The organism is Kitasatospora sp. Xyl93, assembly GCF_055383135.1.
Genome location: NZ_AP029185.1, coordinates 8,732,511 through 8,747,709, shown reverse-complemented (window position 1 = coordinate 8,747,709; position 15,199 = coordinate 8,732,511). Strand labels below are relative to the sequence as shown.

General features: G+C 69.3%; 14 protein-coding genes and 2 pseudogenes. 10 read left to right on the top strand and 6 right to left on the bottom strand.

From position 1 onward, the window contains the following. Window positions 1-31: 31 nt before the first annotated feature. The 4 genes and pseudogenes from ACZ5GH_RS38100 (at window position 32) to ACZ5GH_RS38085 (ending at window position 4,391) form a co-directional block, all read left to right on the top strand. The gene (locus tag ACZ5GH_RS38100) at window positions 32-1,216 is read left to right on the top strand and encodes a HEAT repeat domain-containing protein (protein ID WP_464336717.1); all 1,185 of its coding nucleotides are present in this window, start codon (window positions 32-34) and stop codon (window positions 1,214-1,216) included. Between the two features lie 524 nt (window positions 1,217-1,740). Then, a pseudogene (locus ACZ5GH_RS38095) lies at window positions 1,741-2,672 on the top strand (IS5 family transposase). Between the two features lie 242 nt (window positions 2,673-2,914). Continuing rightward, window positions 2,915-3,801, top strand: a protein-coding gene (locus tag ACZ5GH_RS38090) for an IS5 family transposase (RefSeq protein ID WP_464336944.1) whose coding sequence is annotated in 2 segments (ribosomal slippage) — window positions 2,915-3,269 and window positions 3,269-3,801 — 888 coding nt in all. Because the reading frame shifts where the segments join, the coding sequence is not laid out codon by codon here. After that, the gene (locus tag ACZ5GH_RS38085; RefSeq protein ID WP_464336716.1) at window positions 3,798-4,391 is read left to right on the top strand and encodes a hypothetical protein; all 594 of its coding nucleotides are present in this window, start codon (window positions 3,798-3,800) and stop codon (window positions 4,389-4,391) included. Before ACZ5GH_RS38090 ends, ACZ5GH_RS38085 begins: the two co-directional genes overlap by 4 nt. A gap of 174 nt (window positions 4,392-4,565) precedes the next feature. Here the strand turns inward: ACZ5GH_RS38085 and ACZ5GH_RS38080 are convergent, their stop codons facing one another. After that, complete coding sequence (locus ACZ5GH_RS38080) at window positions 4,566-4,883, bottom strand: hypothetical protein (RefSeq protein ID WP_464336715.1); 318 nt, start codon at window positions 4,881-4,883, stop codon at window positions 4,566-4,568. 516 nt (window positions 4,884-5,399) lie between these two features. Here ACZ5GH_RS38080 and ACZ5GH_RS38075 point away from each other — a divergent pair. After that, window positions 5,400-5,644: pseudogene (locus tag ACZ5GH_RS38075) on the top strand (transposase); the annotation flags it as partial. A 44-nt stretch (window positions 5,645-5,688) separates the two neighbouring features. On the opposite strand, the gene ACZ5GH_RS38070 reads toward ACZ5GH_RS38075, so the two are convergent. Continuing rightward, window positions 5,689-6,084 (bottom strand): contact-dependent growth inhibition system immunity protein, encoded by a 396-nt coding sequence (locus ACZ5GH_RS38070; protein WP_464336714.1) that lies wholly within the window; start codon window positions 6,082-6,084, stop codon window positions 5,689-5,691. 272 nt (window positions 6,085-6,356) lie between these two features. Between ACZ5GH_RS38070 and ACZ5GH_RS38065 the strand changes: the two genes are divergently transcribed. Further along, window positions 6,357-7,196 carry an IS5 family transposase gene (locus ACZ5GH_RS38065; RefSeq protein ID WP_464336713.1) on the top strand — a complete coding sequence of 280 codons (840 nt, stop codon included), beginning with the start codon at window positions 6,357-6,359 and terminating at the stop codon, window positions 7,194-7,196. Window positions 7,197-7,269: 73 nt separating this feature from the next. Here the strand turns inward: ACZ5GH_RS38065 and ACZ5GH_RS38060 are convergent, their stop codons facing one another. Together ACZ5GH_RS38060 and ACZ5GH_RS38055 are read right to left on the bottom strand one after the other, a co-directional pair. Next, window positions 7,270-7,869, bottom strand: a complete 600-nt coding sequence (locus ACZ5GH_RS38060) for a hypothetical protein (protein WP_387760364.1) — start codon at window positions 7,867-7,869, stop codon at window positions 7,270-7,272. A gap of 32 nt (window positions 7,870-7,901) precedes the next feature. Next, window positions 7,902-8,807, bottom strand: a complete 906-nt coding sequence (locus tag ACZ5GH_RS38055) for an IS5 family transposase (RefSeq protein ID WP_387760396.1) — start codon at window positions 8,805-8,807, stop codon at window positions 7,902-7,904. 597 nt (window positions 8,808-9,404) lie between these two features. On the opposite strand from ACZ5GH_RS38055, the gene ACZ5GH_RS38050 reads away from it, so the two are divergent. The 3 genes from ACZ5GH_RS38050 (at window position 9,405) to ACZ5GH_RS38040 (ending at window position 11,998) form a co-directional block, all read left to right on the top strand. Beyond that, the gene (locus ACZ5GH_RS38050; RefSeq protein WP_464336712.1) at window positions 9,405-10,202 is read left to right on the top strand and encodes a NucA/NucB deoxyribonuclease domain-containing protein; all 798 of its coding nucleotides are present in this window, start codon (window positions 9,405-9,407) and stop codon (window positions 10,200-10,202) included. After that, window positions 10,199-10,708, top strand: a complete 510-nt coding sequence (locus ACZ5GH_RS38045) for a hypothetical protein (RefSeq protein WP_464336711.1) — start codon at window positions 10,199-10,201, stop codon at window positions 10,706-10,708. Before ACZ5GH_RS38050 ends, ACZ5GH_RS38045 begins: the two co-directional genes overlap by 4 nt. A 399-nt stretch (window positions 10,709-11,107) precedes the next feature. After that, a complete protein-coding gene (locus ACZ5GH_RS38040; protein ID WP_464336710.1) occupies window positions 11,108-11,998 on the top strand; it encodes a phosphotransferase in 891 nt (296 codons plus the stop codon). Here ACZ5GH_RS38040 and ACZ5GH_RS38035 read toward each other — a convergent pair. Together ACZ5GH_RS38035 and ACZ5GH_RS38030 are read right to left on the bottom strand one after the other, a co-directional pair. Then, window positions 11,956-12,624, bottom strand: a complete 669-nt coding sequence (locus ACZ5GH_RS38035) for a hypothetical protein (protein ID WP_464336709.1) — start codon at window positions 12,622-12,624, stop codon at window positions 11,956-11,958. The genes ACZ5GH_RS38040 and ACZ5GH_RS38035 overlap by 43 nt on opposite strands. Next, window positions 12,621-14,108 carry a pyridoxal phosphate-dependent decarboxylase family protein gene (locus ACZ5GH_RS38030; protein WP_464336708.1) on the bottom strand — a complete coding sequence of 496 codons (1,488 nt, stop codon included), beginning with the start codon at window positions 14,106-14,108 and terminating at the stop codon, window positions 12,621-12,623. The genes ACZ5GH_RS38035 and ACZ5GH_RS38030 overlap by 4 nt, the downstream gene beginning before the upstream one ends. Before the next feature lie 307 nt (window positions 14,109-14,415). On the opposite strand from ACZ5GH_RS38030, the gene ACZ5GH_RS38025 reads away from it, so the two are divergent. Continuing rightward, entirely contained in the window at window positions 14,416-15,177 is a 762-nt protein-coding gene (locus tag ACZ5GH_RS38025; protein ID WP_464336707.1) for a GntR family transcriptional regulator, read from the top strand. The last annotated feature ends 22 nt before the right edge of the window (window positions 15,178-15,199 follow it).

Below are 15,199 nucleotides of genomic sequence, written 5' to 3'. Positions count from 1 at the left end.
GCGAGTTCCTGGTGTGCCAGGATTCGCTGCTGTGACTAGCGACCCTCTTGCCGGCCTGGACGATGTGCCCTGGGCCGAACTGCGGCACTCCTACGGCAAGGCCGACGACGTTCCCGGACACCTCCGGGCGATGCAGGCCGGGGACTGGGAGGGCCAGTACCCGCCGAGTGCGCAGCTCGCGAACCACATCGTGCACCAGGGCACGCGATCGCAGGCTGCGGCGTACACCGTTCCGTTTCTCGTGCGGATGGCGCTCGACCCGAGACTGGTCAACAGGCACCAGTTCGTCGCTCTGCTGGTCGCCATCGCGATCGGGCTGGACAACAACCATCTGCCGAACGGCTACGACCCTCGGGAAGACCGCGACAACCTGGAAAGCCTGCGAGGTGAAGCCGACCACTGGGCCCAGTGGATCGCCGACGCCACGGACGACGAGCAGCGCAAGCAGCGCGAAGCGATGTGCGAGCAGGTGCTCATCGACGCCGAAGCGGTTGTGTCCTCCTACGAGGCCGTTCGGGAAACACTTCCCGCACTCGCCGTCCTGCTGACCTCGAACAGCCCTGAGCTGCGCGCCGAGACAGCGAACCTGTTCGCATGGTTCCCCGAGTCCGCGGCGACCTCGATTCCGCTGCTGAAGGCGTTCGTCACCGATGAAGCCTCGCCCGGCACCGCGGCGACCGGCCTGGTCGCCCTCGGGCTGCTCGGCGATCCGGCGGTCATCCCCTTCATCGAAAGTTACCTCGACAGCCCTGTCGTCGAGCTGCGCTGGGCCTCCGCCTTCGCGCTGACACGGCTCGGCATCGCCGGCCCGGCCGTCGTCGACGTGCTGATCCAGGTCGTCGCCCGGCCGCCGGAGAGGGCTGAGACCATGTCGTTCCTGAGCGGCTCCTACGGCAGCCTCGCCGCGATGGCCCTGGCCGAGACGTCCGAGGGCACAACGCTCCGGGCGGTCGAGGCCGTACTCGTCGGCCTGGCCGACTGCACGGGCGTCGAGAGGTACAACACGGCGCACAGGCTGTTCACGCTGGTCTTTCCGGGCGAACCCGCCGAACCGCCGCAGTCCTTCGGAGATCTGAGCGACGTCCAGCAACGTGTCGTGCGGTTCGTCGCCGACCAGGATGCCGATGGTTGGCCCACCGGCGGAATGGACGCTCTGCGCCGGTGGAAGGTGCCGACCGGGCGCTCCGACCTGCGCGTATACGTCGGGAGCGTCTAGGCCGCCGACAGGCCGACATCCAATGCCGGGTGTCATAAGGCCGAATCGGCTGGCGGGCGGCCGGGGCGGTGGCAGAGTGGTCGCTGGACATCTGCCGCGGGTGGGACCGGGCCTTGGCGGTGGCGGTAGCCGTGAGACGGATCAGTCCCGCCGGGCTTCGCGGGAGGCGGGCTGTCCGGAGCGTTCGGACTGCCGCTGGGTAATGCGCCTGGCCATCAGGTGATCGCGGCCCAGGTGATCAGCGATTCGGAGTGCTGGATTAGGCGTTCCGCTCCCACCACCCCCGTGGTCCCGCCACCGGTCCCGCGCCGCGCTGACGACGACGGCTCAGCTCGGCCCGGCCGAAGTGCCGGCGGTCGACCGCCGGGACTACCCCTCGCCCCGCCCGCGCCGGCCACCCCTCCGGCCCGACCCGCGCTGATCCCTCCCCGGCCGACGTATCCGCCCACCGCCCACCGTCCACCTGCCTAGGACTTGTCCGGCCGATCATGTGACTATCACCGGCCTTGGTCGTTAGTTCGGGCATGGGGCGGGGTGATCTCACGGATGCCGAGTGGGAACGGCTGCGGCCGTTCCTGCCGGTCAGCAACAGGCGTTGTGGCCGGTGGCGCGACCATCGGCAGGTGATCGACGGGATTCTGCACCGGGTGCGGACGGGTGTGCACTGGCGTGACCTGCCCGAGCGGTTCGGGCCGTGGAAGACGGTCTACGAGCGCCACCGGCTGTGGTCGGCCGACGGGACGTGGGAGCGTCTGCTCCAGCAGGTCCAGGCGGAAGCGGACGCGGCCGGCGACATCGACTGGGACATCTCCGTCGACTCCACCATCGTGCGGGCCCACCAGCACGCGGCCGGTGCCCGCACCGATCCACCACCGGCCCTGGCCTCAAAGGGGGCTGGGCAGGGCGAACACCAGGACGAGACGCCGTGGCAGAGCCTCGTCGCCCGCCTGGTGGAGGTGGTGCTGGAGGCGAGGGCCTTGGCCGCTCGCGGGGCGGGTTCACCACCAAGGTCCACCTGAGCGCGGACGGCCGCTGCCGCCCCCTTTCCCTGGTCGTCACGCCGGGGCAGCGGGCGGACTGCACCCAGTTCGAGCCCGTGCTGGAGAAGATCCGCATCCCGCGGACCGGGCCGGGCAGGCCCCGCAAGACGCCCGACAGCGTGGCCGCCGACAAGGCCTACAGCAACGGACCCATCCGCGCCTACCTGCGCAGGCGCGGCATCCGGCACACGATCCCGGAGAAGAGCGACAGCCGGGCCGCCCGCCTGCGCAAAGGCTCGCGCGGCGGGCGGCCACCGGGCTTCGACGAGGAGCGGTACAAGAAACGCAACACCGTCGAACGGGCCATCAACAAGCTCAAGCACGCCCGAGCCGTCGCCACCCGATACGACAAACGCGGATACGTCTACCTCGGCACCATCACCGCAGCCGCCCTCGCCATCTGGCTCCGCACATGATCGACCGGACGTGTCCTAGCCACCCGGCGCCGAGGCGTCGCCGGACCCCAGCCACTGCAGCTGACGGCCTGCATCCAGCATCGCCCCGCACGTCTCCCTGCCCTGCCGGCACGCTGCCGACGAACCCTCAGCGTTCGTCCGGTTTACCTAGGCTCCAGCCGCTGACCGCTGCGAGCCGTTCTACGTCACGATCGTCCCGTAAGCCGTACGCACCTAGGCCGTGTCTCATAATTGATCTTGTGGTGGGTCGAGGAGAGATAACGGATGCCGCGTGGGCTCGGATAGAGCCGTTGTTGCCGCAGCGGGACGGGGCCGGGCGTCCATGGCGGGATCATCGCCAGGTGGTCAACGGGGTGCTGTGGCGGCTGCGGACGGGAGCCCCCTGGCGTGATCTGCCCGAGCGGTACGGTCCGTGGCAGACCGTCTACCGGCGCTTCGCCCAGTGGGAGAAGGACGGCACCTGGGCCGCGCTTCTGCGTGAGGTCCAGGTCCGCAACGACGCGGTGGGGACCGTGGAGTGGACGGTCTCGATCGACTCCACGGTCGCGCGGGCCCACCAGCACGCGGCCGGGGCCCGCAAAAAGGGGATCAGCCCGAGGACGAATCGGATGATCCGGCAGCAGTTGCGCGCCGCGAGGCGCTCGGCCGGTCCCGGGGCGGGCTGACCACCAAGATCCACCTGGCGGTCGACGGCCGGGGCCTGCCGCTGTCGATCGTGCTGAGCACGGGCAACACGGCCGACTGCACGATGCTGCCCGCCGTCCTCGACGCGATCCGTGTTCCGCGCACAGGGGCCGGGCGGCCGAGGACCAGACCCGACCGGGTCGTGGCCGACAAGGCGTACTCCTCCCGGACGATCCGCCGGCTGCTGCGGCGCCGGCGGATCAGGGCGACCATCCCCGAACGCCGGGACCAGATCGCCGGCCGCGCCCGCCGCGCAAGCCGCGGCGGGCGCCCGCCGGCCTTCGACAAGACCGCCTACAAGGGTCGCAACGTCGTTGAGCGCTGCTTCGCCAAGCTGAAGCAATTCCGGGCAGTGGCCACCAGGTTCGACAAACTGGCCAACCGCTACCGGGCCGGCGTCGTCCTCGCCTCGCTGATCCTGTGGCTGCGAGCCGAGGAGCAATGACCCCCGCCAAGATCAATTACGAGACACGCCCTAAGGCCGGAGGACGACCAGTGCCGATCGTTTTCGAGTTCCGCACCGAAGCCAGGCCCGACAACGGCCTCATCGAGGTGTACGACTCCGATTCCTACCTCACCAACTCGGAAGCCGTCAGGCAGACCTGGGACACGGTGGTAGCGGGTACCGGCACCCAGATCTATCTCCGCAGCCTCCAGGGCATCGCGCCCGCGGAGGTCCTGGTACGGGTCTGGGACGGCCCTGCACCGGCCGACAACAGCTGGCTCGACGAGGGGGAAAGCCCGACAGTACTCAACAGTGCCACAGGCGAGGTGGTCGTCCGCGCCTTCGCCCCGGACATCGCCGGTCACTTCCAGCTGCCGCGCCCAGGAGTCTACGAAGGCCGGGTGTCGTGGAAGGGCAGGCATGAGGCGGCCGCACAGGAGACGCGTCTCCACGCCGAACTCGGCACGGCGGAACAACATTCACAGGCCGACACCGACGCTATCTGGGCAGCCCACAGGGAGGTCCTTGAGACCTACCGGATCGACCTGTGGTGGACCGCCGAGTCCGAGGACGACGAGGAGAACGAATAGGCCTACCCCGGGTGCGGCACCTCCCCGACAGAGGTGCCGCACCTGCGGTCTTATCGACTCACGAACAGCCCCTGGCCTTGATCACGGGTTGTGACGTCGGTTGTTCACGAGTTTAGGTTCTGGCACGAGTTCTGTGGAGCCGTCACAGGGCGTACAGGTTCTACGGTGGAGGAATCAGCCCCAGGAACGGTCCGGAGACCCCGGCAGGAGGTCATAGTCCGGCAGGGAGATCCTGCTGGGCTCCGAGGAAGTAGTCCACATCCTCCTCGAACACAGCCCCTTCGATGACTGCATTATGCCCTGGGCCTGGAGGGGAACCGGATACACGCCAGCCATCATCCACTCGTCGTCGCCAAGGTCGAATAGTGCGCGCACCTGCAGGTACTGCTCACGTGTCACAGTGACGGACGAGCAGAGCCACTCGTCGGAACCGAACCCCTCCAGCACCCATGAAACGTTGCGGCCGTCTTCGAACGGATAGTCCTCACTCATCGGCCGATCCTACTTCGCGACCCCACACGGCCCATGGCTCCAGCAGCCCCACCCCTGGACTTCACGGTCGGTGGCTTTGCGGCTCGCTGCAACCGACCACAGAACTCGTGCCAGAACCGGGTCTCACCTACGCAGCCAGACTGACGTCCCCCAGACCGCGGTGTCCCGGGAACGCGAGGAATCGGCTGGTCTTGCCCACGCTCATCCCTTCCCTCCCCGGAGCGCAGGCTGATGGTCGGCCCGCCGACCATCTCCGGGGCTGCGCTGATGCGAGGTCAGGGCCCTGCGATGATCCACGTCACGAAGACGGCCCCATCCCTTCGTACACTCGGTACACCACGCTGATGCGGTCGCCCGAGTCGGAGGCTGGGTCGGTGCGGGCGGTGTAGTCGTCGACCTCGGGGTCGCCGCCAGGCACACGGTGCTACGTCCCGGCGAGTTGGACGCGGTGGAGAAGTTCGTTGAGCGCCGGGATGCCGAGCCGCGGGTAGAGGGCGACGCTTCCTCGGCCGGGACCTGGAGATTGTCCGCAAGGACCCCGACCAGCGGGCTTCCAGGTCCAGCCCAAGCGCTGGGCGGTGGAGCGCACCTTCTCGTGGCTCACCGCCCACCGGCGCCTCGCCCGGGACTACGAGACCAGCCCTGCCCGCTCCGAGGCGATGATCCGCTGGGCGATGATCGGCATCATGGTCCGCCGACTCACCCGAGGCCGCCCGGCAACCCGACCCGGCCCACGACCGCTCGTGCGGCAGCCCTCGTAGGGAGCCCCACCGACCCTTTGGCGGCGGCAGCCGTTGTCGCCGAGCTACCGAGCCAGGAACCCCTCGATATCGCGTTTCAGAGCAGGCGGCACGTCGGCCAACTCCGAGACGATCAACCCGACAGCCCGCCCGAGTTCGGGGATCTCCCGCCAGGCCTCCGCACTCCTGGTGAGAACGGCGGCCAGCAGGTCACCCTCGTACATGTCGCCTTCCGCCAGCGGGTCGCTCCGGAGGACCTCCACCGCCAAGGGCAGGAGATAGGCAAGGCCCACGTCTTGCCTGATCAGCAACCGCATGTCCTCGACCGTCAGGCCGCCGATCGGCTTGCGCCGAAGCTCGCTCACGGTCGCCATCAGCCGGGTTTCGCCGCCCGACGGCGCCGACCAGCGGTCGCGCTCAAGCTCCTCCAGGGAGCGGTCACGGTTCACGAGTCGAGTCACCGACCGATCGTCCCATGTCAGATCTCAAACGCGGTCTCAGAGGGCGTTTGCTCCTCACACGGGCTGAGGTGTGGGGATTTCGGTCCCCGATCGGCCGGTTCCCGAAGTGGCTGACGAGGCGTGTGTGAGGGTCGGGCGTGCTGGTGTGACCAGCACGCCCGACCTATCCGTGTTGCTCCTGTCTCATCCCAAGGCGCCCGGTTCCCGTCGTCGCCCGCCGGCCTCCGGCCAGAGCCCTAGCCCAAGACCGCCCGCAGCGGTACGCCATAGGCATGACGTCGCGGAAGCCGTACCCGAGCGACCTATCCGACGCCCGGTGGGCACTGGTCGAGCCCGTCCTGACCGCCTGGCGGGCCGAACGCCGGGGCAGGGCACTGGACATCGGGCGCCCGCCCGAGCACGACCTGCGGGACATCCTCGACGCGATCCTGTACGTCGACCGGACCGGGATTCCGTGGCGCTACCTCCCGCACGAGTACCCGCCCTGGGCCACCGTCTACGGCTACTTCGCCAAGTGGCAGCGCGACGGCGTGTTCGAGCAGCTCAGCGGCCTGCTGCGGCGACGAGTTCGCACCGCCGGCGGACGGACCGCCGAGCCGAGCGCGTGCGTGATCGACGCCCAGAGCGTGAAGACCGCGCCCACCGTGCCCGCCGCCACCCGGGGCACCGACGCCGCCAAGAAGATCGTCGGCAGGAAACGCAGCATCATCACCGACACCCTCGGCCTTCTGCTCGCCGTACTCGTCACGGCCGCCAGCGTGCAGGACTCCGTCGCCGGCACCCAACTGCTGAACCGGGCCGCCGCCGACCACCCCACGATCAGCAAGGCCTGGGTCGACGGCGGCTACCGCCAGTACCTCGTCGAGCACGCCGCCGCCCTCGGCATCGACATGGAAATCGTCCACCGCGACCCTACGACCAGGGGATTCGCTGTCCTGCCTCGACGTTGGTGCATGGAGCGAACCTTCGGCTGGCTCATGCTCCACCGGCGCCTGGTCCGTGACTATGAAGCCCTGCCCGCCCGCTCCGAAGCGATGATCCACCTCGCGATGATCGACAACATGACCCGCCGTCTCACCGGCGAATCAACACCCACCTGGCGAGGCACCTGAACCCGACATCATGGAACTCACGAGATCAAACGCCCTCTCAGACCGCGTTTGAGATCTGCAGCAAGCCGCTCGACTACTGAACAAAGTCCTGCCAGAAGGGGACGTTCGGTCGCGGGTTCCAGGTCTCGGGGTGCTCGTACCCCTCTTCGAACTCGGCGCTGATGTAGTCGGCAAGGTCTTCGCCGTAGAAGATGATGTCCGTGCCCCAGATCGAGAGGACGGGGTGCCCGTGGGTTCCGCTGCCTGCGGGAAGAAACCGGTGTGCGTAGAGAGGTACCAGTCGGGGCACCGCTGCCAGGTGCCTTTCTGCCGTAGCCCGGGCGTCCTCTGGTTCGGCGGGGCGTGTGCCCCACGAGGTGTGCCAGTAGCCGCGCTCGACCGCCCGTAGCACTCCCTCAGTCGGCCATGCGAGGTGGGAACGGAGTTCGTCGGGGTTGCCGTTGCGCCAGTCGGGCCAGGGCTTGTCCCAGGTAGTGCCTTCTTCGGGTGGCGAATAGACGGGCAGGCCGGCCGACAGGAAGGCGCGGTGGTCGTCGGAGAACTGGATGCCGTACTCGGTCTCGACGCGCTCGAACTCGTCGTCGCTGAGGCCGGGTTCTATGGTGCAGCAATCGGCCTGCCGCAGGCGGCGGGCGGCTTCGGCCCCGAGACGGGCTCCGTCGATGTCGATCACAGCGGAACAGTAGCCCTTGCCGCACCGGAGGTTCAGCTGGGGGTAATCGGACCGCAGTAGACAAGTGAGCGCGGACCGGAGCGGGTTGCCGCCCGGCCTCGGGCGAGCCGACGGACCATGACGCCGATCATCGCCCAGCGGATCATCGTCTCGGAGTGGGCCGGGCTGGTCTCGTAGTCCCGGGCAAGGCGCCGGTGCGCGGTGAGCCAGGAGAAGGTGCGCTCGATGGCCCACCGCTTGGGCTGGACCTGGAATCCGCGCTGACCGGGGTCCTTGCGGACGATCTCCAGCTCGCGGCCGAGGATCTGGGCGGACCAGTCGACGAGTCGTCCGGCGAAGCCCTGGTCCGCCCAGATCTTCCGGATACCTGGGTGGTCGAGGCGGGTCCACAGCAGTGGGCGGCGACCGCCGTCGCGGTCCTGGATATTCGCAGCGACGACGTGGACGGCCAGGAGCAGGCCGAGGGTGTCGGTGACGATGAACCGCTTGCGGCCCTTTACCTTCTTGCCCGCGTCGAAGCCCCTGGTCGTGACTGGGACGGTGTCGGCGGTGCGGACGGACTGCGAGTCGATCAGCCCGGCGCTCGGTTCCGCGTCGCGGCCGTCGGCTTCACGGACCTTGCCGCGCAGGGCGTCGTGGATGCGCTCGACGGTGCCGTCGTCGTGCCACCAGGTGAAGTACCAGTACACGGTCGGCCAGGGCGGGAAGTCCTTCGGCAGCTGCCGCCAGGCACATCCGGTCCGCACCACGTAGAAGATCGCATCGACGATCCGCCGCCGCGGGTGCTTCTCTCGCCGGCCACCCTTCGGCCCCACCCTCGCTGGCGGCAGCAACGGCTCCACCAGCGCCCACTGCTCGTCCGCCAGGTTCGACGGATACCCACCCCCAGAACCACTCACACAGAGCTCAACGACACTGACAACCCCACGGCACGGCAGATCTCAAACGCGGTCTCAGACAGAGAGCATCGACAGCGGAATTTGCTGACAAAGCGTTAGATCTGTTGAACCGTCCGTACAGCGTGGGCCGTGGTCCTTGGATGGATGGCGCACGATGCCATCCGGTGCCGCTGTCGGCAGCACACGATCCATATTCGGCGGTTTCTAGGCAAGCGTCGTGCCTGTCTGTCGCGGCCGCCGGGAGACGCGGAGTGATCCGCAGGCAAGGGGGCTTCAGTGAGGTATGCAGGCCAGCGGCTGATCGGCGGAATCGCTGCTCTTGTGAGCGCTGCCGCGCTGATCACTGTGACAGGCAGCGCTCAGGCGGCGGGTACCGGGGCAGGGGCTGGCGCCGGGCCGGTAGTACAGGCTGCGGGAAGTCCGCAGGCGGATGCCGGTGGAACGGCCCTTTTCGGTGACGGCACAGCGGGCGGCGGGGCCGCTACGCAGGACCGGCTGGAAGGCGCACGGATGACGGCCAGCCTCACGGCGTCTGCAGCTCCGGGACCGCGACAGGGAGCGATCCCGTCCTGGTGTACCAGTGAATGGGAGGTCAACCGGACGGAGGCCTGCTACACGCAGACGAATCAGTGGGAGATGACCGACCAGCACGGCACACCGGTCGGTGGGATGACCTACAAGGTCACCAACTATCTGAAGGCCGACCCCAAGAGCACGCAGGTATACGGCTATTTCCAGGTCGACTTCCCGTACGTGTGGGGTGAGGCCGCCAGCGCCGACTTCACCTATACGACCGGCTGCACCAGCGTGTCCTGCAAGCCCCTCTCCTTCTACAACGGCGGGCGGATCAGCCAGGGAGCCTCGTTCTACTCCAACGACGCCTACACCGACACTCCCGCGGCTTCCACACAGGACCGCGCCGAAGCGACCTACAAGATCACGATCCACCCCCTGGGTGGGACCGAGGTCGCCGGTGAGTGGAACTCCCCGTACTTCCGGTGCGATGACCAGGTCCCCGGATCAGCGGCCGGCTGTGTCATGCCGGACGGGCGGCCGGTGACGGACATGCGCTACCTGCCGACGATCTCTGCGGGCATCCGGAAGGTGCAGAGCGCTCCGCTGCACATGGGCCAGCCGGACAGCCCGAATCCGCTCACCCGCTCCACCTCCCCGACCGTGGAGTCGGACAACCGGAAGGCAGCATGCCCGGTGCCCGGCGTCCCGAAGCCCACGACCCCCGCCGGCACCGTGTGGTCGTGCGACGAGTACCCGTTCGCCACGACTCTGGAAGGCGCCGCCAAGACACCTCCGCCGAACAGCGGGTCCGTCTGGGTACCCAAGGCCGAGAACGACAGTCAGGGCGGCACTCTCAGCGCGTTCTACGCGGCCCAGCGCGTGCTGAACGGCGACAAGTTCTACGTGGCGGCGTCATGAGCACCTTCTCGATCGAGACCCGGGTGTCGCACTCCCAGTTCTGGATCAGGGATCCCGATACCGATCCCGACCCCGACGTCTACACCGGGCTGAACGGCCTGATCCAGACCCGCGGCGGGGAGAACCGCGCCACCATTCTGACCGGCACCGCGTTCGGGAAGATCGCGCTCACCTTCGAGCCGTGTCAGACAGAACCGGCGCTCACACTCGACGGGTGGGAGGACGTCGTCGACGTCAGCATGACCTTCACCACCCCGAGAGCAGGCTTCGTCGGCCATGGCTTCCAGGACGACCCGATCACCAGCCTCCCCTACCTGTCCGCCCCGGGTCCCGGCTCCTACCGGGTCAGAGTCCACGTCCGGGGCCGCAACGAAGGCCTGGACCTGGAAGACAACTACGGCGACCCGGTCGAGTCCTACCTGATCCAGGCATGGCCGCACCCCGTGAACCCCGAGATCCGGCACAAGCTCACCGACCGACGCGGCCGACACGTCCGCACAGCCTGAAACAACGGTGCCTCGGCCGTGGGCAACCCCAGCCGAGGCACCACGCCCTCAGCCGCAGCAGCCCCGCACCCTCAGCACTCCCCTGGCTTGGCACTGCGCACGCTGACGCTGGGGGAAGCATCTGCCGCGACACCGCCCAGCCTCACCAGCCGACCGCCCCGCCGTCGACGACCACGCTGCACCCCTGCCGGAACCCCCGCCCCACAGGCCGCTGCGTCCACCGCGGCAGCGGCTGCGCCTACCCCGCGGACCAGTGCGGGTCGTCGCCGACAGGGAATTCGCGGCGATCACGGTGGTACGCGCGGTACGGTCGGCCCACCGTCGATCCCGGAGGCCCTCATGGTGTCCACTCCGCCTGCCAGCCGTCCCGGTTGGGACGATCTTCCTCCCGCTGTCCGTATGGCTGTCGAGGAGCGTTCGCGGGCCCGGGTGAGGGGCGTGAGCTACCCATCGGGCGGGTTCACTCCAGGCATCGCCGCGCGCCTGCGGCTCGCCGACGGCGGTCGAGTGTTCATCAAGGGTGCGCCGGTGGCTGACCGGGCGGCGGGGATGTACAGGGCCGAGGCCGCTGTGGGAGCGTATCTGCCCTCTCGGATCGCTCCGGCGCTGTTGTGGACGGTGGAGACCGGCGGGTGGCTGGTCCTCGGCTTCGAGGATGTCGACGGCACGAATCCGGATCTCGCGCCCGGCTCGGCGGAGCTCGACGCGGTGCTGGAGACGGTCGGTGAGCTGGGTGAGCTGCTGACACCGTGCCCGGCCGGACGGGCCGGGCCGTTCTCCGCGCTCGCCGAGACCCTGTGCGGGTGCTGGGTTCGTCTGTCCGAGGGCGGCCTGGACGGCTGGGACCAGGAGCACTCCGTGGAGCTGGTCGGCATCGACAGTCCGGCCGCCTTGGTGCGGGCCGCTGAGGGCGACACCCTTTTGCACTGCGACCTGCGCGCGGACAACATGCTGCTGAACGCCAGCCATGTGCGGGTCATCGACTGGTCGTGGTTCGCCCGGGGCTCGGCCTGGGTCGACGCCGCGTTCTTCCTGCCGCAGCTGGTCCTGGCCGGCCACACCGCCGCTTCCGCCGAGCGTCTGCTCGCCGAGCGGGTTCCCGCCTGGCGGGCTGCGCCCGAGAAGGGGGTGCTCGCGTTCGCGGTCGCCATCACCGGGTACTGGGCGTGGCAGCAGCGCACCGGGCCCGGCGGCGCGCTGGGCGCCTACCGGGCCCGGGCCTCCGCCGCGGGGCGTGAATGGATTGCTTACCGCGCGGGCTGGAACTCCCCCGCGGCGGTGACCTTGTAGGAGCCGCGGGCGACCAGGTCGGCGAAGCCTCGGGCCAGGACCGCATACAGGTGCGCGGGGCACAGGTAGCCGAGGTAGTCCTTACCGGTGCGACCGTCCGGGGCGTGCAGCAGGACCTCCGCGGCCTGACTTACCGACACCTTCTCTGCCTCGTGGAGGGTGTGGGCCAAGCGGGCGGCGGTGCGCTCTGCCCGGGCGGTGTGCCGCCGGTAGGCGGCCGGATTCCCGGCGAGGAAGACGTTCGGCGTGGTGAGCGCATTGAACACCAGCCGGAGTCGGAACGAGTCGGTGGTCAGGAACGCGGTCTCGCGGACGGTGGCCGGCGTGCCCTCACCGGCGGTGAAGCCTTCGCCGTCGGCGGCCTGTTCGGCCTGGTGGAGCGTGGTGTACAGCTTCGTCTCGTAGGGGACCTCGTCGTCCAGGTCGAGCCCGTGCCGCCGGTGGAGTTGCTTCACCCGCTCCACCAGGTCGGCCAGCCGCTCGGCGGTGAGCGGTGCGCGGCCGGTGTACAGCAGGTCGAGGTCCGACCCTGCCCGGTGGGTTGCAGTGGCGTGAGAGCCGTACGCGAGCGCGTAGCCGCCGGGGAAGGCGGCGAGGCGGGCGGCGTCCTCGAAGGGCGCGTTCACCGCTGCGCCTGCTCGGCGAGGGCGGTGACGTAGTCGAGGACCTCGGCCATGTGGGCTTCGGTGATGCGCGGGTTGATGGAGACGAAGCGCAGCGGGGCGAGCAGGGCGCCGTGCCGGACGCGGCCCGTGTCGTCGGGGATCGTGAAGTGGTGCAGGTGCCAGTGGCCCTCGTCGAGGATCCGAGCGTGGACGGCCCGGTTGAGGTGGTTGATCCGTTCTACGTCCGGGGCCTGCGGGTCGTGGTCGTCGGGCAGGACGAGGAAGGCGACCGCGCACATGTCCGGCTCGTTCAAGCGCAGCAGGCCGGGCCGAGCATCCACCAGGTCCGCGAATTGCCGGGCGCGCTCCAGGCGGTCGTCCATCATCTGGGCCAGGCCCTGTCGGCCGAGGGCGCGCAGCGTGGCCCAGGCGCGCAGGGACGTCCACTCCTTGGTGCCGATGAACGGGGTGACCTGCCCGAACGCGAAGTCCTCTTGCATGATCAGGTCCGAGTAGGAGGAGATCAGGCGTAGCGCGGCGGGGTCGCGCAGCAGGAGTGCGGAGGCTCCGTAGGGGACGTTGAGGACCTTGTGGGGGTCGACGGTGACGGAGTCGAACTGGTCGATGCCGTCGAGGAGGTGGTTCAGGCGTGGGGTGAGGGCGCACATCAGGCCCCAGCAGGCGTCGGTGTGCAGCCACACGTCGGGGTCGTGTTCGCGGACGGTTTCGGCGACGGCGCGCAGGTGGTCGACGGTCTGGGTGCGGGAGTCGCCGGCGTAGGCGACCACGGCCATCGTGTGGCCGCGGCCGGTTTTCACCGCGCGGGCGAGCGCGGACAGGTTGTAGCGGAAGGCGTTGGTGTCGACTTCGGTGATGTGCGCGCCGCAGCCGATCCAGGTGGACGCGGACTTCACGCTGTAGTGGCCGATGCCCTTGGGGACGATCAGGGCGAACCGGCCGGGATCGGTGACGCCTCGGGCCAGGGTGCCGGGGACGGCATGCTCGCGGGCGAGCATCATCGCGGCCGCGTTGGATCCAGTACCGCCGTAGGTGGTGATCCCACCCGCGTCCCACACCGAGGTGACTTGGCCGGTGGGCGGGTTGCTGTAGCCGATCAGGCCGCGCAGCCAGCGCAGCACGGCGATCTCGGTGAACGTGCCGGACGGTGAGCAGAAGGACTGGTTGATGAGGTTCTGCTGGGCGAGGACGGCGAACAGGGCGGCCGCGAGGGAGGCGGTGTCGGCGCCGGTGTCGCCGAAGCCCATGAAGCGGGGCGAGTTCATGTTGACGCAGTACGGCAGCACCGTGTCGGTGATCTCCCGCCAGATCTGCTTGGGGCTGGACGGTGCGTCGGGGAGGTCGGTGAGCAGGAGGTCGCGCAGCTGCGCGGTGGTGGCGCGGGCGGCGTAGACGCTCTCGGCGCTTTTGTGTGCCAGGCCGGCGGTGACGACGTCCTGGAGCAGCCTGGTGGTCTGTTCCAGGGTGTCGGGGGTGAGGGCGTGCATGGTTCCTCCCGAGTGTGGGCTGGGCGGGTGGTACCGAAGGCCTCTGCTGGGCCGTGAGGCCGGGGAGGCGTGGGTGATGCCGGGCGGTTGCAAGTCCCGGTGGGGCAGTGGGCGGCACGGCCTTTTGGCGGCGGCTGGTGCGTGTGTGCAGCGGTGAGGGGCCGGGGTGCCCGGCGGGGAACAACGAGGATGTGCCCCACCACCAACCGTGTTAGGGCTAGGACTATGCTCGACCTGGACCGACAGGCCGTCAATAGGCCTAGTTCTAATCTGGTTCTGGCGTGCCGCGAGTGAACAAGGAGGCTCAATGAACGTCCCTGCCTACCGGCAGGTCGCCACCGACCTGCGCACCGCGATCGAGCGCGGGGACTACCCCGAAGGCACCGCACTGCCGAAGCTGGAAGAAATCGCCCAGCAGTACGGCATCGCCAAGCAGACCGCCCGAGAAGCCGTCTCTGAGCTGGAGAACGAGGGCCTGGTCGAGCCGGTCCGCCGACGCGGCACCGTGGTGCGCCCCGTCCCCGCCCGGCTGCGCCTGCTGCGCACCAGGACCGTCTACCGCGACGAACGCGGCTACTACTTCGACCCCGCGGCCCAGCCCTGGGTGGCACTGGAACCACCCACCATCGACTGGGGGCCCGCCCCACGCGACCTCGCGCCCGTCCTCGGCGTCCAACCCGGCGAGAACGTCCTCATCCGCGACCGCGTCATGGGCGACCCCGACACTCGCGCACCCAAACAGCTCGCCACCAGCTACCTGCCCGCCCCCCTGGCGCGCGGCACCCGCCTGGCCGAACGCGACACCGGCCCCGGCGGCATCTACGACCTGCTGGAGCAGATGGGCCACGGCCCCCTCACCTGGCACGAGGGCCTCGGCGCCCGGATGCCCTCCCCCAAGGAGGCCGAGCGCCTGGCCCTGCCCAAGGGCGTGCCGCTGCTGCGGGTCGTGCGCACTACCTCAAGCCCCGCCGGCACCGTGCTGGAAGTCAACGACACCCGCATGTCCGGCGACGACTTCGAGTTCGGCTACACCATCACCCGCGACCCCTCCGCCACCCCGGCCCCGTAGACGACCATCGCGGACCCAAGAC